Below are 19967 nucleotides of genomic sequence, written 5' to 3'. Positions count from 1 at the left end.
TCGTCCTTTCACGTGCGCCGCGAGCGGCGCTATCCCTGATTCCGTCTCCGAGCGAGATGTTTCACGTGAAACATCTGTACGCATCGATCGTTCTCTATTCGCAGATGTGGGTCATGCCCTGGGCGAGCATGGTGTACACGTGATCGTCAGACAGCGAGTAGATGACGTTCTTGCCGTCGCGCTGGAACTTGACGAGGCGGGCCTGCTTGAGCGTGCGCAGCTGATGAGACACGGCGCTTTGCGTGGCGCCGATGAGCTCAGCGAGGTCGGCGACGCACAGCTTCTGGCCCATGAGCGCGTACAGCATCTTGATGCGCGTCGTGTCGCCGAACACCTTGAACAGGTCGGCCAAGTCGTACAGCAACTCTTCGTCGGGCATGCTCTCGGATCCTGGTTCGGACGCGCCTGCATGTTCAGCGCAGCCGCACGAGCAGCCGTTGTCGTGCGCACTCTCCGCCGGGGCGGAGCCATCGTCGGGCGTCGTCGCGGTTGTGCTCTGGTTTTGCTTCATCCTGTCAACCTCTCAACATATGATCAACTGTTCATAAGTATACGGAGGAGGCGAGGCGTGTCAAGGGTAAAGCGAGGGAAATTCTCGCTTGTTGGATTTCCAACGAGGGCTGTCGACGCGACGTGCTATGCTCCCGGGCAAATTGGCGAGAACGTACGCGGGTGTACGTCGAGGATGCATGCGGGAGGAACAGTATGAAACGGAAGATCATCGAGATCGACGAGGTGGCGTGCACCGGCTGCGGCCTGTGCGTTTCGGCGTGCCACGAGGGCGCGATCGGCCTGGTGGCCGGCAAGGCCCGCCTGTTGCGGGACGACTACTGCGACGGGTTGGGCGACTGCCTGCCCGCGTGCCCGACCGGCGCCATCGCCTTCGTCGAGCGCGAGGCCGAAGCCTACGACGAGGCGGCCGTGCTCGCGGCGCGCGATCGAGCCACCGACGGGGCTGCCGAGATCGCCGCGGGCTCGCTGAACGCGGCCGGCCGCGATGCGCCGCGCCCCTCCGAGCTGACGACGTGGCCGGTGGAGATCAAGCTCGCCCCCGTTCGGGCGTCGTGCTTCCAAGGCGCGCACGTGCTGATCGCCGCCGACTGCACGGCGTTCGCCTACGCCGACTTCCATCGCGACTTTTTGCGCGGGCGGGTCGTCCTCGTCGGCTGCCCGAAGCTGGATGCCGTCGACTACAGCCAGAAGCTCGAGGCTGTCTTCGCGGGCAACGACATCGCCTCGGTCACCGTGGCGCGCATGGAGGTTCCGTGCTGCGGCGGGCTTGAGCACGCTGCGCGCACGGCCCTCGAGCGCAGCGGCAAGGACGTGCCCTTCGAGGTGGCGGTGATCTCCACGTGCGGTGATCTGCTCGAGCGGCGGTAGCGCCCCGCAGCGAGAACGGGGAGCGGCGACCGCAGCGGCGCGCCATCGCCGTTGCGGCGCCATAGCCCCATCGCCGCGGGAATGTTTCACGTGAAACATTTGTACGGGTTTGGCACTTGCGAGCTCGGGGCGTCCCGCCGGTCGCGGCGTCCCGCCCGCAATTTCGTTCAAGCGGGCCGTGCGGGTTCGTGGTATCGTTTCCTGCTTGGACGAAAGGGTTTGCATGGAGATGATCGAAGCGTGGAACGAGCGCCCCGACGTGCGGGGCGCTCGTTTGGCCGACCCCGAGATGGGAGCCGAGAACCGGCGCATCGCGCCGTTCGGGCCGTGTCCGGGCGTGGAGTTCGTCACGCTCGAGGGCATCGTGCAGCCCTTCCCGCTGCACTTCCACGATTTCTGGACCATCGGGCAGATGGTGGGCGGCCGCCGCCGCATGCGCTGCCGCGGCGAAGAGCATGTGCTGGGACCCGACGATTTCGTGCTGTTCGAGCCGGGTGAGGTGCACGGTTGCGAGCCCGTGGGGGAGGCCCCGCTGGCGTATCGCAGCATCGTCGTTCCCGACGAGCTGTTCTCCCAGGTGGTGGGCGAGGCGATCGGCGTGGCGGGCCCGCATCGCTTCAAGACGGTGGTCACACGCGACGTGTCGCTTTCGGCCTGCATGGCGCGCCTGTACGCGTTCGCCTGGAGCGAGGGGGCCGACCCGCTCGAGGAAGAGGAGGCCCTGCTCGCCCTGCTGGCGCGCGCCGCGCGTTGCTGCGAGGGCGGCCGGGCGGCGTTGACGGCGTCCGCCGCGCCGACGGGCGCCGTCGCTGCGGTGGCTCGCGCCCGGGCGCTCGTCGACGAGGCGTACGCTGCCGAGCTGACGCTCGCGGATTTGGCCGAAGCCGCCGGTCTGTCGCGGTTCGCCCTCATCCGCGCGTTCTCCGACGAGACGGGCCTCACGCCCCATCGCTACCTGCAGGCCGTGCGGGCGAACCGCGCGCGCGACCTGCTGGCCGTCGGTGATGCCCCGGCCGAGGCGGCCGCGCGTGTCGGCTTCTCCGACCAGGCGCACATGACCCGGGTGTTTAAGTCGTTCTACGGCGTCACGCCGGGCCGCTACCGCAGCGCCGCGCGCGCCTCGCGCGAGGAGCGCTAACATGGCCGCGGCAGACGTCCGGGCAGCGGACGACGCGCAGACGCAGCAGCGGCCGGCGGTGCGCGGGCACGTGCTGGCGCTCGTCACCGTGCTCGTGTGGGCCGTGACGTTCGTGTCCACGAAGGTGCTGCTCGTGCACCTCGCACCCATCGAGATCCTGTTCTTCCGCTTCATGATCGGCTTCGCCGCGCTCGCCCTGCTGCGCCCGCGCATCCTGCGCGTGCGGGGGTTCAAGGAGGAGCGCTGGTTCATGCTGGCGGGCGCCACCGGCGTCACGCTGTACTACCTGCTCGAGAACATCGCGCTCACGTTCACCACGGCCTCCATCGTGGGCGTGGTCGTGGCGGCGGCTCCGCTGTTCACCGGCATCGCATCGGCCGTCGTGCTCAAGGAGCGGCTGCGCGCGCCGTTCTTCGCGGGCTTCGCGGTGGCCATGGCGGGCGTGTGCCTGGTCAGCTTCTCGGGCGGCACGGCGGGGCTTACGGGGGAAGGCGGCCTCGGCCAGACCGGGCTCGTGGGCGTGGCGCTGGCGCTGGCCGCGGCGGGCACGTGGGCCGCGTACTCCATCGTGACGAAGAAGCTCTCGACGTTCGGCTACGACAGCATCCTCGTCACGCGCCGCACGTTCGCCTGGGGCCTCGCTTTCATGCTTCCGACGCTGCCCGTTTTGGGCTTCTCGCCCGACTGGGCCTCGCTCGCCGCGCCCGAGATGTGGGGCAACCTCGTGTTCTTGGGCCTGGGGGCCAGCGCGCTGTGCTTCGTGACGTGGAACATGGCGGTGAAGGAGCTGGGGCCCGTGAAGACGAGCCTGTACATCTACCTCGTGCCCGCGCTCACCGTGCTGGCCTCGGCGGCCGTGCTGGGCGATCCGCTCACGCCGCCCGTCATCGCCGGCGTGGCCCTGACCATCGCGGGTCTGTTCCTGTCCGAGCGCGGCAAGTAGCGTCCGCTGGCTCGGCGCATGCCGGGTCCGACGCTGCGTGGCCCGCGATGAACGCCACAAGAGCCACGTTTATCGCGAACAAATGTTTCACGTGAAACATTTGGGCGGGCGGAGGCGCGGTCGGGCTTGCCTGCCTGGCCGCCGCAAGGGGTGAGGTTCGCCGTCGCATGAGCATCGTCTCCGCGGAGACGACGTTCGCTAACGCTCGGGTGCGACACGCAGCTCGATGGCGCCGCGGTCGAGCAGCGGCGCGTAGACGCCGCGCAGCCACAGCGCGGGCTCGCCGGGCCCCAGCGCGAGCGGCATGCGGTTGTGCACGGGAGCCACCGCGTCGTTCGGCTCGGTGGTGACGAGCGAGAACCGGCCGCGATCGTGGATGCCCGCCAGCAAGAGCGGCGCGCCGTCGAGCGGCTCGAAGGCGTACTGGCGCTTCACGGGGCGCCCGGTGCGCTCGCTCGGCACCGTCTCGGACGCGTGCGACTCGTAGAAGCCCCAGGCGGGTATCAGGCAGCGGCGGCGCGCGAAGGACGGCGACCACATGCTGCCCTCACCCTTCAGCGCCGTCTCGATGCGCGTGTTGAATACGGGCCCGTTCTTCCATGGAACCTCGTATCCCCAGGCCATATGCGCGACCGCGAGGCCGCATCCGTCCCCTGTGGCCACGATGAGCGGTACCACTGACGAGGGGAGCGCCTCGGCGCGCGGCGGGGGCGCGGAAGCCGGCGGGGCGGTGGGCCTGTTGTCGAACAGCGACAGCTGCGTCGCCGCATCACAGCGCGCTCCCTGCGCGCGGGAGGCCCGCGCAGCGTCGCCCGCGGGCGCGGATAGGTACGCCTCGAAAGACTCCAGCGGATCGAGCGATTCCAGCTCGTCGGCGTGATCGGCCAGGTCGCGCTCGATCTCCGCGGCGATACGCGCGACTTCGTCGCGGTCGACGGGTATGAAACGGCGGCACATCGGCTACTCCTCCCTCGCGTTTCTGCACGTCTCCAGTGTAGCGGTTCACGGCCGACTGAGAGGCTGCCGCGCGGTGTCCTTCGCATGACGGCCGGTTTGCGCCTTGCGCCTGCGCCGCCCGCCAAGCACCGCGCGCCCCGCCGCTCGCGCGTCGTGGGATTGACAATACCCATAAGGGGTATATACTCGCGCTAAGATACCCTCACGGGGTATAGAGGAAAGGAGCATCATGGCGGAGAAGAACCTGCCGGCTGCAGAGGCCGGCGGCTGCTGCCGTCGCAAGGAGACGCCGCGCTCGGAGGAGCTGCAGGCCGATCTGCAGAAGCGGCTCAATCGCGTCATCGGCCAGCTGGGCGGCATCAAGACCATGATCGACGACAACCGGTACTGCGGCGACGTGCTCACGCAGCTCGCCGCCGCCGAAAGCGCCGTCCACAGCATTTCGGCCCTCATGCTGCAGAACCACCTGGAAACCTGCGTGGTCGAGCAGATCAGGCGCGGCAACGTGGAGGTCGTCGACGAAGTGATGCAGCTCATGAAGAAGTTCTCGCGATAAACCGAGGAGGCCGTGCGAAAGACGGGCGAGATGTTTCACGTGAAACATCCGTTCGCTTTGCGCCGGGCGTCCATGACGTCCATGAAGGAGCATGAGGTGAAGCAAGCATTCGATGTGACCGGCATGACGTGCGCGGCGTGCTCCGCGCGCGTGGAGAAGGCCGCCCGGGCCGTGCCCGGCGTGGCCGACGTCGCCGTGAACCTGTTGAAGAACAGCATGGAGGTGACGTATCGCGACGGCGCGGAGCCGTCGGCCGTCGCGAGCGCCGTCGAGGCCGCCGTCGACAAGGCGGGCTACGGCGCCGCCGCGCGCGTCCCGACGGGCCAGCAGGCTCCCGGTGCCGGAAGCCGCGCGGCCGGGGCGCGTCCCGTGGCCGACGCGGCCGCCGAGGCCAGGCGCGTGCGCATGCGCCTCGTCGTGTCCGCGGTGTTCACGATCCCGCTGTTCTACCTGTCCATGGGGCACATGTTCGGCTGGCCGCTGCCCGGGTTCTTCGTGGGCGACGCGAACGTGATGACGTTCGCGTTCACGCAGTTCCTGCTGTTGCTGCCCGTCGTGTTCGTCAACTTCAAGTTCTTCCGCGTGGGCTTCAAAACGCTCGCCCACGGCGCGCCGAACATGGACTCGCTCATCGCCCTCGGCTCGACGGCGGCCACCGCGTACGGCATCTACGCCATCTACAAGATCGGCATCGCGCTGGGCGCGGGCGACCTGCACGCCTCGCATATGGCGGCGATGGACCTGTACTTCGAGTCGGCGGCCATGATCCTCACGCTCATCACGCTGGGCAAGTACTTCGAGGCGCGCGCGAAGGGCAAGACCACCGACGCCATCGCGAAGCTCGTGGACCTCGCGCCCAAGGAGGCCACGCGGCTCGTGGACGGCCGCGAGGAGCGCGTCGCGGTGGAAGAGGTGCGCGCAGGCGACGTGCTGGCGGTGCGCGCGGGCGAGGGCATCCCCGTGGACGGCACCGTGCTCGAGGGCTCGGGAACGGTGGACGAGTCGGTGATCACGGGCGAGAGCGTGCCCGTGGACAAGCGCCCCGGCGACGCGGTGACCGGCGCCACCGTGAACAGCACCGGGTGGTTCACCATGCGGGCCGATCGCGTGGGCGACGACACCACGCTGGCGGGCATCATCCGGCTCGTGGACGAGGCCACGTCGACGAAGGCGCCCATCGAGAAGATCGCCGACAGGATATCGGGCGTGTTCGTGCCCGTGGTCATCGTCATCGCCGTTGTAACGTTCGCCGTGTGGATGTTCGGCGGCTCGACGCTCGAGGTTGCCCTGTCGCACGCCATCAGCGTGCTCGTCATCTCGTGCCCGTGTGCGCTCGGCCTGGCCACGCCCACGGCCATCATGGTGGGCACCGGGCGCGGGGCGGCATGCGGCATCCTCATCAAGTCGGCCGAGGCGCTGGAAACCGCCCACGACGTGAAGACCGTCGTGCTCGACAAGACGGGCACGGTGACCGAGGGCGCGCCGAGCGTCACCGACGTGATGCCGGCGCCGGGCGTGTGCGAGGAGCGCTTGCTGGAGCTGGCGGTGTCCATCGAAGGCCGATCCGAGCACCCGCTCGCGCGCGCCGTGTGCGACTACGCGCGCACTCGGCGGGCCTACCCGCTGATCGTGGAGGATTTCAAGCAGGTGCCCGGCGAAGGGGTGGCAGCGCTCGTCGATGACCGTCCGTCATGCGCCGGCAACCTGCGCATGATGGAGGCCCACAACGTCGCGGCAGGCGCGTTCGCCGAGGAGGCGCGACGGCAGGCCGACGAGGGCAAGACGCCGCTCTTCTTCGCTCAGGACGGCGAGCTTCTGGGCGTGATCGCCGTGGCCGACACGGTGAAGCCCTCGAGCGCCGCCGCCCTCGCCGAGCTCAAGGCCATGGGCATCCGCACGGTGATGCTGACCGGCGACAACGAGCGCACCGCCGCCGCCATCCAGCGCAAGGTGGGCGCCGACGAGGTCATCGCCGGCGTGCTGCCGGACGGCAAGGAGCGCGAGATCCGCCGCCTGTCCGAGCAGGGCCGCGTGGCCATGGTGGGCGACGGCATCAACGACGCCCCGGCGCTCGCGCGCGCCGACGTCGGCATCGCCATCGGGGCAGGCACCGACGTGGCCATCGAGAGCGCCGACATCGTGCTCATGAGAAGCGACCTGCTCGACGTGCCCGCCTCCATCCAGCTGTCGCGCGCGACGCTGCGCAACATCAAGCAGAACCTGTTCTGGGCGCTCGTCTACAACGCGGTGTGCATCCCCGTGGCCGCCGGCGCGCTGTCGTTCATGGGCCTAAACCTCAACCCTATGATCGCCGCGGCCGCCATGAGCCTGAGCTCGGTGTGCGTGGTGTCGAACGCCCTGCGCCTGCGCGGCTGGAAGCCCAACCTCCCCAAGGTGCCGACGGGCGCTCCCGCGAGCTCGCCCGTCGAAGGCGGCGACCCCGGCGAGGCCGCGGACCCCAAAGAAACCCCCGATGAAAACCACAACGAAAAGGAGATCGCCATGGAGAAGACCCTGCATGTCGAAGGCATGATGTGTCAGCACTGCGTCGCCCACGTGAAGAAGGCCCTCGAAGGCGTGGAGGGTGTAAAGGAGGCCGTCGTCGACCTCGGTGCGAAGACCGCTGTCGCCAAGCTCGCGCGCGACGTGGATGCGGAAGCGCTGACCAGGGCCGTCGTGGAGGCTGGCTACGAAGTGACCAGTGTCGAATAGAGACCTTTCGCGTTCCTGAACCAATCGAGCGGACGTCGACGCCGGGGTCGAACGCTGGAGCCGGCTGGCGACGTCCGGCGGGCATTCGGCGTGCGGCGGCATCGAACGCCGAGGCTGGCATTCGACGTGTGGCGCTCGCGAGATGCGGACTGCGAGGCCATGCGCGTCCCGCAGTCCGCATCCGCGTTCGTCGCAGCCGCCCGCAGCGGCCTGCGGCGATCGACGCGCTACCGCGCCGGCATCTCGAAGCCCTCGAGCGCTCGATTAAGGAACGCATTGAGAGGCTGCATGCGCTCGAACGTCGCCGCCGCAGCGTCGACGAAGCCGGTCGCGGACACCTCTTCGTCGGGCACGTGATGTTCGATGTACCAGCTCTTGTGCTTGAGCCAGGAGCCTTGCGGATGATCGGGATCGAACTCTTGCGGCACTCGTTTGAGCGCTTCGCCTTCCACGGTGAAGCAGCCGACACCCGCAGGATCGGCGATGAGGGCCTCCCATTCGTCGCCCCGCTCGGCGATCGCACGGCGCACGCGGGCGGTCGCGTCCTTGAACATGCCGGCGAACAATCCCCCGCCGAGGAACGACCGGCCGTCGGGCTGGATCATGAGGTAGTACCCTACCGGCACGGGCAGCTTTCCGGCCGGGCCGATATGCGCGCGCAGCGAGGGGTTGTAGGGCGACTTATCGTGCGAGAAGCGCGTGTCGCGCGGGAATTTGAACGTGAGCGATTTCGGATCGCGGCCCAAAACGGACGGATCGAACGCGCCGATGCGCTCCATGAGGTCGGATAAGAGCGCCTCGAAGGCCTGCTGCGCTTCGTCGCGCCGAGCTTTCGTGTCGTGGAACCACGTGCGGTTGTTGTTGTGTTCGAGGTCGGACAGGTACGCTAATGCTCCTTGCATGTCCATGGTCGTGCGCTCCTTTCGGGTCGGTCTCCGACGGCCTGCTTGAAGTCGCCGGATGCAATGAGGTCTTTGATGAACGAGGCGGCCCCGTCCGGGCAGCGATAGCGTGGAAGCGAGGCGAACAACCCGGCTGCGTCGTCGAGCCTCTCCATCGCATCGGTCCTCGTTTCGACGTCGCCGGCGTGCGCGCTGCTTTCGCTCGCCGGTTCGCCGATACGCTCGCCGTCCGGAGCTTCTTCGACGCGCTTCAGGCTTTGCCAATCGAGGCGGACAGGATCGATGCGCTTCGTCGCGATGGCGTAGTCGATGCGACGTTCGCAGCGGCACGTATCGCTGCCGGCTGCGCTGCAGTACGTCGAGAGGAACTCCGCCATGCGGGCCCGCGCGCGCGAGAGGCGCTTGCGGTACGCTTCGGGCGTGATGCCCAGCGCATCGGCCGCCACGCGGCTGTCCAGCTTGAACATGGTGCCCAGCACGAACGCGCTGCGCCCCTCGGCGTCCAGGCACTGCAGCATGCCGTTCATGCACGACAGCTTCAATTCGCGCGCAAGCAGGTCGCGGTCCACGCTGCCCGAGAGGTCGGGCACGTCTCGTTCGCGGCCGCTGACGATGTCCTCGCTGTAGATGTCGAAGCTTACCGGGAATCGTGCGAACAGGCCCTTGCGGTATGTCGCCAGGTGGTTGAGCGCGATGCGGTACACCCAGGTGGAAAACGAGCTCTCCCTTCGGAAGCTCGAAAGCCGCGTGATGGCCTTTATCAGCACCTCCTGGGTTGCGTCTTCGGCGTCGGGCACCGTGCCGAGCATTCTGAGCGCGAGATTGAACACATCGTCCTGCACACGTGCGAGCAGTTCTTCCAAAGCCGCCTCGTCTCCTGCGAGCGCGGCGTCAAGCGATACGGTCTCGTCTGTCATGATTCGCACCTCCTACATTCATTAGACACGAGTGCGAGCGGCTTCGTGACAGGCGATCGGGAGAAAATCCGGAAAAAATCGAGCAACCGCGTGGAGATGCAAGGAGAGCGGTGCGGGCGGCGCACGATGCGGCGGCGCAACCGCCTTGTCAAAGGCGCGGGTTGTTGCGTGCAGCGCAGGATGCAGGCATGTGGTCGCTTTGCGCATCGGCTGCGCAAAGCGACCATACTCGATGCGGCGCCACGTCAGTCTTGGACCAGCACCTTTTCGATAGATCCGATGTAGAGCGTGTGGAAGTCCTTTTGCGGGTACCATGCGCTTATGGCCTGATTGTCGACGAAGCAGCCCTCTTCGAGCGGCTGCGCGTAGGCTTTGCGGCAGACGAACACGAGCGAGGCCTCGGTGAAGTACGGCGTGCCGTCGGCGAACGCCGTCGAAAGGCCCGATTTCGCGATCTTCTCCTCATCGCGTCCTGACACGCTGCCGAAGTACTTGAGCGCATCGCGGTAGCCTTCGCCGAAGAAGCTCAGCGAGAAGGTGCTCTGTACGTCGACGAACTCCTTCGTGTAGCGCTGCGGGCGCAGGTAGATGGTAGCGGCTGGCCTTCCCCAGACGACGCCGAGGCCGCCCCAGCTCGCCGTCATGGCGTTCGCTCGTCGCTCGTCGCCCGCCGCGACTAGCATCCAGTCCGAGCCGATGAGATCGAACACGTTGCGGTCGATCTCGCCTGCGTTTATTTCTCTCATAGGACGTCCGCTCCTTCGCTTCGGTGACGTAGTCCCCGCATTGTACTCCAAAGCGTCGGCTGTTCGTTAATGCATGCGGAAGGGCCACCGGCAGGATCTCTCAACTTGCCCCTGAGATGCCGTCGGTTGCGCGGTTCTCCCCGAGAGGCTCGGCGTCTACGAACACGCCGGTGCGGGGATAGTATGTAATGCGCGCAATGCCGTTGGCGTCCACAATCTGCCGGAGCACGGCGCGGTCCTGTTCCTTGATGGACAGGCGCACAGATTGGCCGTCCTCTCCGATGAATTCGACGACGAGCTCCGCGGTGCTCAGTGAAGCGAAGCGGCCAGTGGGGCGGTGCTCGTCGAATCCGCTCAGGACGCATGTCTGCTTTCGAGGGCCTTCGAGGGTGTCGGCGGCCGCGCGCGAAGCCTGCAGGCCGCCCGCTGTTGCCGCCGCCGCGCTGAACGCGAGCATAACGAGCACGATGCCGATAGGCTTGATCAGTTCGTATGTTTGGCGGTTCCTCTTGCGGTGCCGTCGGTACAGTAGAAACGTGGCGACGCAGAGCACGAACGTCGCGCCTGCGGCTATCGGCGCGCGGTCGAGCGCGGTAAGGGCACCGAGCGCGACGAACGCCGTGCCGACGTAGCATACGAGGTTGAGCGCGATGATGCACGCCTCCCGCGCTGCCTTGCGCCGTGCCATGCGTCGCCCCTCCGAGGTGCGCGGACGCGCGCGCCATGGGTCGCGCGCGACGAGCGGCACGAAGCAAAGAACGCCGGCCCCCATGGCCAAGAAGCCCGCGCCGCCGATGCCCTGGTCGACGAGGCCTTGGAATCCCACGGAAGGGGCGAACTCCCCATATATGAGCGCTGCGAACCCCCCGAACAACGCAACAAGGCCGCCTATGGCGAGCACCTTCTCGGCCAAAACTAAATCGGGGCGCAAAAAGGCCATGCGGTTTCATCCTCCCGGGATCGCGCGACGATACGAGATCAGTATAACGCGAGCAGGCGGCCGGCACGCCAGAGCCTTGACGTAGGATCAGGATGACGCGTACAGCGCGTACGGAATCGCATGACAAGAGGACGCTTTGCAGCGCGCATGCTCTCCTTTGCGCGCAAGGGAGAGCATATGTTCAGGAAAGCTTCCCCATCCTTTAACGAATCTTTAGAAACGAGGCGCATCCTGTTCTCGAAGCTAGAGAAAGGAAAACGAATGGCATATATGCTGGAAACGAACGCGATCACGAAGACGTTCAAGGGACAGACGGCGGTCGATCATGTGTCGCTGCACGTGCCGGAGGGCTCGGTGTACGGCCTTTTGGGGCCAAACGGCGCGGGGAAGTCGACGCTGCTTAAAATGGTGTGCGGCATGCTGCGCCCCACGTCGGGCAGCATCGCCTTCGCGGGGCGCCCGTGGACGCGCGCCGACCTCGACGGCATCGGCGCGCTCATCGAGACGCCGCCGCTCTACGACAACCTCACCGCGCGCGAGAACCTGCGCGTGCGCACGACGCTCTTGGGCGTGCCCGAAAGCCGCATCGACGAGGCGCTGGCCACGGTGGAGCTCGCCCATACGGGCTCGAAGCGGGCGGGGCAGTTCTCGCTTGGCATGAAGCAGCGCCTCGGCATCGCGCTCGCGCTCGTGGGCAGCCCGCGCCTGCTCATCCTCGACGAGCCGACGAACGGCCTCGACCCGGTGGGCATCCAGGAGCTGCGCGCGCTCATCCGGTCGTTCCCGGAGCGCGGCATCACCGTGGTGCTGTCGAGCCATATCTTGAACGAAGTGGAGCACGTGGCCGACCTCGTCGGCATCATCGTGGAGGGCCGGCTGGCCTTTGAGGCGCCGCTCGACGCGGGCGTCGATCTGGAGAGGCTGTTCATGGACGTGTGCATGGGGAAGGCGGTGGCATGATGGGAGCCGAAGCGGGAACGTTTCCCTCCGTGTTCAAGGCGGAGGTGCTCAAGGGCCGCCGCGGCGCCCCGCGCAAGGTGGCGCTCATCGCGCCGCTGCCGTTCTGCGCGCTGGGCGTGCTGTCCTCGGGCGTGATCCCGGGCACGGGCGCCATCGGCGGCATCGCGACGTGCTTGTGGAACTACTGGTACGCGCTCATGATGCCGGTGGCCATCGCGCTCATCTGCGCGTCCATCGCGAACCTCGACGCGCGGCAGAAGCTGCGCCCGGTGCTCGGGCTTCCGCTGCCGCCGGCGCGCACGTGGTGGGCCAAGGTGGCCTACGCGCTCGCGCTCGTGCTGGGGGCGAACCTCGTCGTGCTCGCCTGCTCGACGGTGCTCACGGCGCTCGGCGCCGAGGGGCCGAGCTTCGCCGAAGGGCTGGCCGCGGCGGTCCTGCTGACCGTCGCCAGCTCGTGGATGGTTCCCGCCGCGCTCGCGCTGACCCTGCGCTTCGGCACGCTCGCCGGCATCGCGATTCCGGCTTTGGCGCAGGTGGGCGTGGGCATCGCGCTGTGGACGTCGGGCGCGTGGTTCGCGTTTCCCCCGGCCACGACGCTGTGCGCGGTAGCGCCGCTCTTGGGCGTGGCGCCCTCGGGCGTGCCGCTCGAGGCGGGAGACGCGCTCGGCACCTTCGGCGGGGACGCCGCGTGTGGCATCGCGGTGGCCCTCGCCCTGTTCGCGGCGCTCGCCATCGTCGGGGCGGCGTGGTTCTCGAAGCGCGAGGCCGCATGATGGCGCGGGTGACGTTCGCGCACGCGCTGCGCTCGGAGGCGGCGCGGTTGCGCCGCTCGCCCCTCGTGTGGCTCCATGCGGTGTTGGCGACGGTCCTCGGCGGGCTGGCGGGCGCGTACTTCGCGTTCTCGGCCTGGGATTCGCTCATGGGGACCGACGCGTTCTTCCAGCTGCTCGGCGCCGGCGCGCCGCTTTTGGCGGGCATCTCGTGCGGGCTGGCGGCCGACGCGGAGCAGCGGGCGGGCGAGGCGGCGAACCTCTTGGGCGTGTCGTCGCGCAGAAGCGCGCTCGCGGCGAAGATCGTCGCGCTTTTGGGGCTCGGCCTCGCGGCGGCTGCCTGGGCGGCGGTGCTGTTCTGCGCGGCCCTCGCGCTGGCCGGGCGCCCGATGCCGGAGCTTCCGGCCCTCGCGCTGGCCGTGCTGGGCATCGCGCTGGGAAGCGCGTGCTCGTACGCGATCTTCCTGATCGTGGCGCTGAAGTGGGGGCGCAACGCGTCCATCGGCCTGGGAGCGCTCGGGTTCATCGCCGCCATGGCGCTGCTCGGCGGGCTGGCGAACGGGCTGGTGACGGGAACGCTGTCGGGCGCGCTGGGCGTCGAGGCGGCCGCGCTCGTGCCGTTCGCCTGGCCGTCTCGCCTGGCGACGCTGCCCCTCGAGGCGTCCATCGCCTCGGCGATGGGCGCGGCCGGCCAGGCCCGGGCGCTCGCGTCGGCCTGGATAACGGTGGCGCTCGCATGCGTCGTCCTGACGGCCGTCGTGGCAGCCGCGGTGCTGGCCTGCGCGAACCGTTTCGAAGGCCGGCGCGGCGGGGAATAGAGCGTACCCGCTTCGTCCGCATCGTTGCCCGATGCTGGTTGCCGCGGGAGAAATCGCGCTCTTCGGACGACAATGCAGGATCGAGATTCGGGCGGGTACGGAAACGAGGACCCATGTTACACTCGGCGGCGATAGGAAGGAGATCGCGGATGGCGCGGATACTGGCGGTGGACGACGAGCCGGCGATCAGGAACCTGCTTGCGCGCGTGCTGATCAAGGACGGCCACGACGTACGCTGCGCGGCGTGCGCCGAGGAGGCGCTCGCTGCGCATCCCGAGCGCTACGACCTCGTGCTGCTCGATGTGATGATGCCCGGCATGGACGGTTTCGAGCTGTGCCGCATCGTCCGTCAGCGCACGGATGCGCCCATCGTGTTCCTCACGGCGAAGGCCGCGGAGGAGGATGCCGTGTTCGGTCTGGGCGTGGGCGCGGACGACTACATGCGCAAGCCCTTCGGCGCGGCCGAGCTGCGCGCAAAGGTGGCGGCGCATCTTCGGCGCGAGCGACGAGAGCGCACTCATGCGCTCACGTTCGACGATGTGCGGCTTGACCTGGGATCGAGGATGGCTTACGTCGCAGGAGCCGAGGTGGCGCTCACGCCGAGCGAGTACGCTATCTGCGAGTTCTTGGCACGTCATCCCGGTCAGGTGTTCTCGCGCGATCAGATTGCCGAGTCGGCCTTCGGCTGGGACGTCGGTGCGAAAGGAGCATCCGTGCCGGTGCACGTGGGCAATCTGCGGGCGAAGTTCAAGGAGCGCGGTGTCGATCCGCTGCGCACGGTGTGGGGGATGGGGTACGCATGGAATCTGTAACGAAAGTGCGTTGCGACGACGCTGGCCGTGCGTCCTTTTGGTCGGGCATGGTCGATCCTGCCGCAGCCCCGGATTCCAAGGCGGCGGGCGCGAAGCGCGGTCTGCGTTTCCCCCTGAGCGCGCTCATCCTACGCTACTTCTTCTATGTGCTGGCGGTGACCATCGCGCTCGCGCTGTGCGTGTACATCGCATTTGGTCTGCTCTTGGAGACGGGCGTCGCGTATCCGGCCAACTACGGCGACACGATGCTCGCGGAGACATCGGAACGTCTCGCCCCGCTTGGTTCGAACGACGTGGAGGCGATCGATGGTGCGGTACCGTCGAGCTTCCGCTGGGCTGTGTTCGCGGCAGACGGTGCGTACGTAGCCGGAGATGCGTCCGAGAGCACCCAGGAAGCGATGCACGCCGCTGCGTTTGATGGCTTGTCCGTCGAGTACGGGGCGCTCAGTACGACCCGTTATGATCCGGTCGAACTGGCTGACGGATCGGTGTGCGTGCTGATGCACGACTATCTGCCTCAGTTCGTATCGAAGGAGGTGCGTGATGCGCTGCCTAACCCGCAGAACCTGCTTCTCGCCTTGTTCGCCCTGTTGTCGCTCGTCGCGCTCGTCGGTATCGCCGCGCGTGCCTCGCACGTGCTGCAGCGGAAAATGGATCCCCTCGTCCGGGCTGCAGGGCGCATTGAGGATCGAGATCTGGATTTTGACGTGGGCAGCAGCAACGTGAAGGAGATCGACATGGTGCTCGCGGCTATGGAGCGCATGCGAAGCTCGCTTGAGGAATCGCTCGATGCACGCTGGCGTTCAGAACGGCGTCAACGCGACCAGGTGGCTGCGCTCGCTCATGATTTGAAGACTCCGCTCACCGTGGTGCGCGGCAACTTGGACATGCTTTTGGAAGAAGACCTGGGCGTGGAGGCGCGTGCATGCGCGATCGATGCGGCCGCGGGCTGCACTCAGATGCAGCGGATGCTCACGGCGCTTCTGGAGGTGTCTGTCGCTGCGGATGATCAGGACAAGGACGGCAGGATCCGATCGAAGCTGGCACTGCGTCCGTTCGCGGCCGATATGTGCAGACAGGCCGAGGCGCTTGCGGCGACGGGGCGAGTCAGGCTCTCGTACAACGAGCGTGCGCTACCGGAGAGCGTTCCAGGTGACGAGGAGCTGCTCGCGCGCGCTGTCATGAATCTTGTGGCGAACGCCGTGGATCATGCGCCTGCAGACTCGACGGTCGAACTCTCTTTCACGGTCGAGGATCCGGCAGCGCCAGCTTACGATGAGCCGGCGGATGAGTATGGCGGGAACGGCGGCGCGGGCGGCAGTGTTCAGGTAGAAGGGAGCGCAGTCCGAACGCACGGAGCTTCCGATTCCGCAATGCTCTCAATTCGCGTGAGAGACGAAGGACCCGGCTTTTCGGCGCAGGCCCTCGTGCATGCCGTCGAGCGCTTTTGGCGCGGAGATTCGGCACGTACGGTTGGCGACCATAGTGGATTGGGTCTGTCCATTGCGGCCTCCATCGCGCAGCGCCATGGAGGAAGGCTCGATCTGGCGAACCGAGAGGATGGAACAGGGGCCTGTGCTACGCTGCGCATCCCCCTCGTGTAGTCGATACCGGCGTAGCCGGGCATTCGGATCAGACGCTGCAAGCACTCCGACTCAACGCCGTATGATGATTTCGCGAAGCGCAGCGATGAGCTTCTCGTTGTCGGCGCGCGTGCGAACAGCCACGCAGAAGAACCGCTCGTCCAGACCGGTCGTGCTCTCAAGCTTGCGGATGAGGAAGCCGGCGAGTTGAAGGCGACTTGCCAGCTCGTCGGTGCTCGAGACGCCTAGATCGAGATCCGATCCGCCATCGAAGGTGCACATGACATAGTTCGCCTCGGCGGGAAAGATGTCGATGCCTGGAATGAGGTTAAGCATGCACTGCATCCAGGGGATCTCGGCGTCTAGGAACTCGCGCGTTCGTTCCAGGTGCTCGGTCTCGGCGAGTGCAAGCTCTCCTATGACCTCGGCGAACATCGGAACGCCGGAACTGTCGTAGAAGCGCGCGATCTGAGCGATGGTATCGGTATGGGCGATGCAGTAACTCACGGGAATGCCCGGCATGGCGAATGGCTCGCAGAGCGATCGCACCACGATGAGGTTGCGATGCTCGGACACGAGCGGCACCATGCTCTCCCCGCCGAGCGTGAGTTCGATCGAGCGCTCGTCGACTACCACCCAGGTGCAGGACTTCAGATATGCGAGAAGCGTCGGCACCGGCAAGAGGCGGCTTGTCGGGTATCCTGGATTGGCCAGCACAGCCGCGTCGAATTCGATGCCGCAGCGCTCGGCGGCCGAGGGGTCGGGCACCACGAAGCCTGCAGGGCTGGCGATGTCCACGACGCGGTGCCCGGCGTTTCCTGCGGCGAGGGCGTACTCGACCGGTCCCGGCACGGCGACGCCCACGGTGCAGGGCTGATAGGTTTGAGCGACGGCGCGCACCATGTCGCCAACGGTGGAACCCACGAGAAACGACCCGACGGGAAGCCCGAACTTGCGTGCGAGCACGCTTCTGAGCGCATGAGCCTCGCGATCGGGAGGGTAGTTCAACTCTCCGGCCTCCAACGCGCACTTCATAGCCTCAATAAACGAGGGAGGCGTGCCGAGTGGATTGGCCGTGCCTGAGAAGTCTATCCAGTTCATCTCAGTGCGGAGCTCGTAAGGAGGGGAGAGCAGCTGCTCAGGCAGTGCGGTCACGCAGTCGCGCACGTTGGGACGCGCATCGGCTCGCATCGTCTCTCCTTTCCGGCATGTCCTTGTCGGACCGCAGATGAGCTCGATGTCTGAACCGGAGGGATGTTCCAGCTAGCGGGTGTGCGGTCTCGCTTGCAATGCTCACGCCCCGGAAGCGGGACGAGAATCCATATCCTAGCACAAATTGGTTGCATGCGAGCCGCGCATGGTAGACTTATTCAGGCAATGACCGATAGATTTCAGCATACGCGTTTCGAAGAACCTGCCGTCGGCGGCGGGCTGCCGCCGCTTGATCCCTGGGAGGGGCCCGCTATCCTGCTCGTGGATCTCGATGCGTTTTTCGCTTCGGTCGAGCAACTCGACCATCCTGCTTGGCGCGGCAAGCCCGTCATCGTGGGGGGCGATCCCGACAAGCACGGCGTGGTATCCACGGCATCCTACGAAGCGCGCCCCTTCGGCGTGCGAAGCGCCATGCCGTCCTCCACGGCCAAGCGCCTCTGTCCCGATGCCATCTGGACGCATGGGCACTTCGACCGCTACCGCGAGATGTCCGATGCCATTATGGGAATCCTTCGTGCCGAAACGCCGCACGTGCAGCAGGTGAGCATCGACGAGGCGTTCCTCGACGTCACGCCAACCGCGGTGAACCGCGAGCATCCGGCGCGGGTGGCAGAGCGCATCCAGCGCCGCGTGGAGGAACAGGGCGTGACGTGCTCGATCGGCGTTGGCACGTCGAAGACTATCGCGAAGATCGCCTCCGACATGGACAAGCCGCGGGGCTTGACCTTGGTGTACCCCGGCGGCGAGCGCGACTTTTTGGCGCCGTTGCCCGTGCGCACGATGAGCGGGATCGGCGCGGCGGCCGAGGAGAAGCTGAGATCGCGCGGTATCTGCACGCTCGGGCAGCTGGCCGACGCCGACCTGCGCATGCTCGAGCGCGTGTTCGGCAAGCTGGGGCGCGTGATGTACGTGCGGGCCAACGGCGGCGATGACGCGCCTGTCGAGCAGGACGACGAGGTGAAATCGGTGTCGAACGAGATGACGTTCGCTCATGACCTCACGAAACGCCAGGATGTGGAGGCGGCTATAGCCACCATGGCTGCGAAGGTAGGCCGGCGCCTGCGGCGCAAGGGCCTCCGCGGCCGCACGCTGGCCCTCCGCGTAAAGTTCGACGATCTGAGCGTGCGATCGGTGCAGCGACAGCTGATCGAACCGAGCGATGACGAGCTGGCGTACACGCCCCTTTTGTACCGTATGATAGACGAGGTATGGCGGCCCGGTACGCCTGTGCGGCTCATCGGCGTGGGTATGAGCGGCTTCGAGGAAGAGGGCGCTGTGCAGGAGAGCCTGTTCGACGTAACCGAAGCCGCACCGTCGACAGGCGACGTCGAGCCTGTCGTGCGCGACAAGTGCAAGCGTCGCGGTCTCATCGAGGCAACCGACCTCGTGAAGAATCGTTTCGGCGAGACAGCCGTCCGTTTCGGACGCGAGCTGCGCAACGAGGAGAACACGACCGGCTCGTCCAGCAAGAACCCGGCGGATTACAAGTAAGAGAAGCATCGCAGGTTGTTCCCCAAAGCGAAGCCGGTCGCAAGCCCCCCAGTTTACAGCCTGCAAACGACGAAGGGAGGCCAACGGGGCATGCCTCGCGCAGTTCCGCACGAGCCGAAGCGTCCTGTGGACGCTTCGCGCGAGCTCAGGACTGTCCGAGCACGGCATGCCCTGCCGGCCTCCCCGGCAGGTTAAATCAGGTGGAAAGAGCCTAGCGCTTGTCGGCCAGGAAGAACAGGGCCATCGTGCCGGGACCGGAGTGCGCGCCGATGACGGGGTCGACGTAGTTGATGACGACTTCTTTCACGCCGAAGCGCTCCTTCACCTGATCGGCCACGTACTCGGCCTCCTCCAGGCAGTCGCCGTGCGTGATGAACACCATCTGGTTGTCAATGGGTTGGACGGCGCTCTTCTCCATATGGTCAACGAGCGCGTTCAGAGACTTCTTGCGCCCGCGCACCTTTTCGAGGGGGATGAGGTGCCCATCGTCGTCCACGTGCATGACCGGCTTGATGTTGAGCATGGTGCCTGCCCAGGCTGCCGTCTTCGATACGCGCCCGCCGCGGAACAGGAACATAAGGTCGTCCACCGTGAACCAGTGGGCCAGGTGCAACTTGTTCTCCTCCACCCAGTCGCGCACCTCCCCGATGGTGGCGCCGGCGCGGGCGCGCTGCACGGCGTGCCACACGAGCAGGCCCTCGCCACCGGAGGCCGCCAGCGTGTCGACCGCGTACAGCTTGCGCTCGGGAAATTCTGATGCAAGGTCGCGAATAAGCAACTCAGTGGCCTCGAACGTGCCGGAAAGGCCGCTTGAGAAACCGAGGTACAGGATATCGCGCCCTTGCTCAAGAAGGCCGCGCATGAGCGCTTCAGAGTCGGCCAGGTTCGGCAGCGAGGTGGTGATCACTTTGCCCTCGCGCATCATGGTGTAGAACTGCTTGAGGTCGGTGTGCCGACCTTTGAGATAGCTCTGGTACTCCTTGCCGTCCACCATGAAGGTAAGGGGCAGGATATGCAGCCCGAATTCGTCGATCATCTCCTCGACGAGGTTGCTGCTCGAGTCGGTGACGATTTCAAAATCCATGTCGTTCCTCCGATGTGCGGGGCCGCCGCGAAAGGGCGCCGTGGTT

The 19967-nt window shown here is 66.8% G+C and carries 19 protein-coding genes; 11 read left to right on the top strand and 8 right to left on the bottom strand.

Going from position 1 to position 19967, the window contains the following annotated elements; genetic code table 11:
- Window positions 1-94: 94 nt before the first annotated feature.
- Window positions 95-511, bottom strand: a complete 417-nt coding sequence (locus ABGT83_RS06850) for an ArsR/SmtB family transcription factor (protein WP_346686611.1) — start codon at window positions 509-511, stop codon at window positions 95-97.
- A gap of 194 nt (window positions 512-705) precedes the next feature.
- On the opposite strand from ABGT83_RS06850, the gene ABGT83_RS06845 reads away from it, so the two are divergent.
- From ABGT83_RS06845 to ABGT83_RS06835, 3 genes are all read left to right on the top strand, one after another.
- Window positions 706-1380, top strand: coding sequence for an ATP-binding protein (locus ABGT83_RS06845; protein WP_346686609.1), 675 nt, complete (start codon window positions 706-708; stop codon window positions 1378-1380).
- Between the two features lie 223 nt (window positions 1381-1603).
- Entirely contained in the window at window positions 1604-2518 is a 915-nt protein-coding gene (locus tag ABGT83_RS06840) for a helix-turn-helix transcriptional regulator (protein WP_346686607.1), read from the top strand.
- A 1-nt stretch (window position 2519) separates the two neighbouring features.
- Window positions 2520-3461 (top strand): DMT family transporter, encoded by a 942-nt coding sequence (locus tag ABGT83_RS06835; RefSeq protein ID WP_346686605.1) that lies wholly within the window; start codon window positions 2520-2522, stop codon window positions 3459-3461.
- A gap of 198 nt (window positions 3462-3659) precedes the next feature.
- Here ABGT83_RS06835 and ABGT83_RS06830 read toward each other — a convergent pair whose 3' ends face one another.
- Window positions 3660-4418, bottom strand: a complete 759-nt coding sequence (locus ABGT83_RS06830; RefSeq protein WP_103264558.1) for an SOS response-associated peptidase family protein — start codon at window positions 4416-4418, stop codon at window positions 3660-3662.
- A 229-nt stretch (window positions 4419-4647) separates the two neighbouring features.
- Between ABGT83_RS06830 and ABGT83_RS06825 the strand changes: the two genes are divergently transcribed.
- Window positions 4648-4974 carry a metal-sensing transcriptional repressor gene (locus ABGT83_RS06825; RefSeq protein WP_103264559.1) on the top strand — a complete coding sequence of 109 codons (327 nt, stop codon included), beginning with the start codon at window positions 4648-4650 and terminating at the stop codon, window positions 4972-4974.
- Between the two features lie 96 nt (window positions 4975-5070).
- On the top strand, window positions 5071-7686 hold the full coding sequence (locus tag ABGT83_RS06820) for a heavy metal translocating P-type ATPase (RefSeq protein ID WP_346686603.1): 2616 nt from the start codon (window positions 5071-5073) through the stop codon (window positions 7684-7686).
- Between the two features lie 227 nt (window positions 7687-7913).
- Here the strand turns inward: ABGT83_RS06820 and ABGT83_RS06815 are convergent, their stop codons facing one another.
- The 4 genes from ABGT83_RS06815 to ABGT83_RS06800 all read right to left on the bottom strand — a co-directional run bounded on the left by ABGT83_RS06815 (window position 7914) and on the right by ABGT83_RS06800 (window position 11191).
- Window positions 7914-8594 carry a DUF2461 domain-containing protein gene (locus ABGT83_RS06815; RefSeq protein ID WP_103264560.1) on the bottom strand — a complete coding sequence of 227 codons (681 nt, stop codon included), beginning with the start codon at window positions 8592-8594 and terminating at the stop codon, window positions 7914-7916.
- Window positions 8573-9505: an RNA polymerase sigma factor gene (locus ABGT83_RS06810; protein ID WP_346686600.1), complete on the bottom strand. Its 933-nt coding sequence runs from the start codon at window positions 9503-9505 to the stop codon at window positions 8573-8575. Before ABGT83_RS06810 ends, ABGT83_RS06815 begins: the two co-directional genes overlap by 22 nt.
- Window positions 9506-9750: 245 nt before the next feature.
- On the bottom strand, window positions 9751-10251 hold the full coding sequence (locus ABGT83_RS06805; protein ID WP_103264562.1) for a flavin reductase family protein: 501 nt from the start codon (window positions 10249-10251) through the stop codon (window positions 9751-9753).
- A 100-nt stretch (window positions 10252-10351) separates the two neighbouring features.
- On the bottom strand, window positions 10352-11191 hold the full coding sequence (locus ABGT83_RS06800; protein WP_346686598.1) for a hypothetical protein: 840 nt from the start codon (window positions 11189-11191) through the stop codon (window positions 10352-10354).
- Window positions 11192-11452: 261 nt separating this feature from the next.
- On the opposite strand from ABGT83_RS06800, the gene ABGT83_RS06795 reads away from it, so the two are divergent.
- From ABGT83_RS06795 to ABGT83_RS06775, 5 genes are all read left to right on the top strand, one after another.
- A complete protein-coding gene (locus tag ABGT83_RS06795) occupies window positions 11453-12151 on the top strand; it encodes a lantibiotic protection ABC transporter ATP-binding protein (RefSeq protein WP_346686596.1) in 699 nt (232 codons plus the stop codon).
- Entirely contained in the window at window positions 12148-12924 is a 777-nt protein-coding gene (locus ABGT83_RS06790) for a hypothetical protein (RefSeq protein ID WP_346686595.1), read from the top strand. The genes ABGT83_RS06795 and ABGT83_RS06790 overlap by 4 nt, the downstream gene beginning before the upstream one ends.
- Window positions 12921-13739: an ABC transporter permease gene (locus tag ABGT83_RS06785; protein WP_346686593.1), complete on the top strand. Its 819-nt coding sequence runs from the start codon at window positions 12921-12923 to the stop codon at window positions 13737-13739. Before ABGT83_RS06790 ends, ABGT83_RS06785 begins: the two co-directional genes overlap by 4 nt.
- A gap of 149 nt (window positions 13740-13888) precedes the next feature.
- Entirely contained in the window at window positions 13889-14551 is a 663-nt protein-coding gene (locus ABGT83_RS06780; protein WP_103264567.1) for a response regulator transcription factor, read from the top strand.
- Window positions 14539-16155: a sensor histidine kinase gene (locus tag ABGT83_RS06775; protein WP_346686591.1), complete on the top strand. Its 1617-nt coding sequence runs from the start codon at window positions 14539-14541 to the stop codon at window positions 16153-16155. Before ABGT83_RS06780 ends, ABGT83_RS06775 begins: the two co-directional genes overlap by 13 nt.
- A gap of 51 nt (window positions 16156-16206) precedes the next feature.
- On the opposite strand, the gene ABGT83_RS06770 is transcribed toward ABGT83_RS06775, so the two are convergent.
- Window positions 16207-17325 (bottom strand): pyridoxal phosphate-dependent aminotransferase, encoded by a 1119-nt coding sequence (locus ABGT83_RS06770; protein WP_103264568.1) that lies wholly within the window; start codon window positions 17323-17325, stop codon window positions 16207-16209.
- 186 nt (window positions 17326-17511) lie between these two features.
- Between ABGT83_RS06770 and dinB the strand changes: the two genes are divergently transcribed.
- A complete protein-coding gene (dinB, locus tag ABGT83_RS06765) occupies window positions 17512-18837 on the top strand; it encodes a DNA polymerase IV (RefSeq protein ID WP_346686589.1) in 1326 nt (441 codons plus the stop codon).
- A gap of 211 nt (window positions 18838-19048) precedes the next feature.
- Here dinB and ABGT83_RS06760 read toward each other — a convergent pair whose 3' ends face one another.
- Window positions 19049-19921: a DegV family protein gene (locus tag ABGT83_RS06760; RefSeq protein ID WP_103264570.1), complete on the bottom strand. Its 873-nt coding sequence runs from the start codon at window positions 19919-19921 to the stop codon at window positions 19049-19051.
- Window positions 19922-19967 lie beyond the last annotated feature (46 nt).

The sequence above is a fragment of the Enteroscipio rubneri genome, assembly GCF_963929405.1.
Taxonomy (GTDB): Bacteria; Actinomycetota; Coriobacteriia; order Coriobacteriales; family Eggerthellaceae; genus Enteroscipio; species Enteroscipio rubneri.
This window is presented reverse-complemented; position numbering and strand designations above follow the sequence as displayed.

Bases quoted from the DNA above. Each gene is read 5' to 3' on its own strand.
- ABGT83_RS06850 (WP_346686611.1), bottom strand. From the start codon at position 511: ATGAAGCAAAACCAGAGCACAACCGCGACGACGCCCGACGATGGCTCC.
- ABGT83_RS06845 (WP_346686609.1), top strand. From the start codon at position 706: ATGAAACGGAAGATCATCGAGATCGACGAGGTGGCGTGCACCGGCTGC.
- ABGT83_RS06840 (WP_346686607.1), top strand. From the start codon at position 1,604: ATGGAGATGATCGAAGCGTGGAACGAGCGCCCCGACGTGCGGGGCGCT.
- ABGT83_RS06835 (WP_346686605.1), top strand. From the start codon at position 2,520: ATGGCCGCGGCAGACGTCCGGGCAGCGGACGACGCGCAGACGCAGCAG.
- ABGT83_RS06830 (WP_103264558.1), bottom strand. From the start codon at position 4,418: ATGTGCCGCCGTTTCATACCCGTCGACCGCGACGAAGTCGCGCGTATC.
- ABGT83_RS06825 (WP_103264559.1), top strand. From the start codon at position 4,648: ATGGCGGAGAAGAACCTGCCGGCTGCAGAGGCCGGCGGCTGCTGCCGT.
- ABGT83_RS06815 (WP_103264560.1), bottom strand. From the start codon at position 8,594: ATGGACATGCAAGGAGCATTAGCGTACCTGTCCGACCTCGAACACAAC.
- ABGT83_RS06810 (WP_346686600.1), bottom strand. From the start codon at position 9,505: ATGACAGACGAGACCGTATCGCTTGACGCCGCGCTCGCAGGAGACGAG.
- ABGT83_RS06805 (WP_103264562.1), bottom strand. From the start codon at position 10,251: ATGAGAGAAATAAACGCAGGCGAGATCGACCGCAACGTGTTCGATCTC.
- ABGT83_RS06800 (WP_346686598.1), bottom strand. From the start codon at position 11,191: ATGGCCTTTTTGCGCCCCGATTTAGTTTTGGCCGAGAAGGTGCTCGCC.
- ABGT83_RS06795 (WP_346686596.1), top strand. From the start codon at position 11,453: ATGGCATATATGCTGGAAACGAACGCGATCACGAAGACGTTCAAGGGA.
- ABGT83_RS06790 (WP_346686595.1), top strand. From the start codon at position 12,148: ATGATGGGAGCCGAAGCGGGAACGTTTCCCTCCGTGTTCAAGGCGGAG.
- ABGT83_RS06785 (WP_346686593.1), top strand. From the start codon at position 12,921: ATGATGGCGCGGGTGACGTTCGCGCACGCGCTGCGCTCGGAGGCGGCG.
- ABGT83_RS06780 (WP_103264567.1), top strand. From the start codon at position 13,889: ATGGCGCGGATACTGGCGGTGGACGACGAGCCGGCGATCAGGAACCTG.
- ABGT83_RS06775 (WP_346686591.1), top strand. From the start codon at position 14,539: ATGGAATCTGTAACGAAAGTGCGTTGCGACGACGCTGGCCGTGCGTCC.
- ABGT83_RS06770 (WP_103264568.1), bottom strand. From the start codon at position 17,325: ATGCGAGCCGATGCGCGTCCCAACGTGCGCGACTGCGTGACCGCACTG.
- dinB (WP_346686589.1), top strand. From the start codon at position 17,512: ATGACCGATAGATTTCAGCATACGCGTTTCGAAGAACCTGCCGTCGGC.
- ABGT83_RS06760 (WP_103264570.1), bottom strand. From the start codon at position 19,921: ATGGATTTTGAAATCGTCACCGACTCGAGCAGCAACCTCGTCGAGGAG.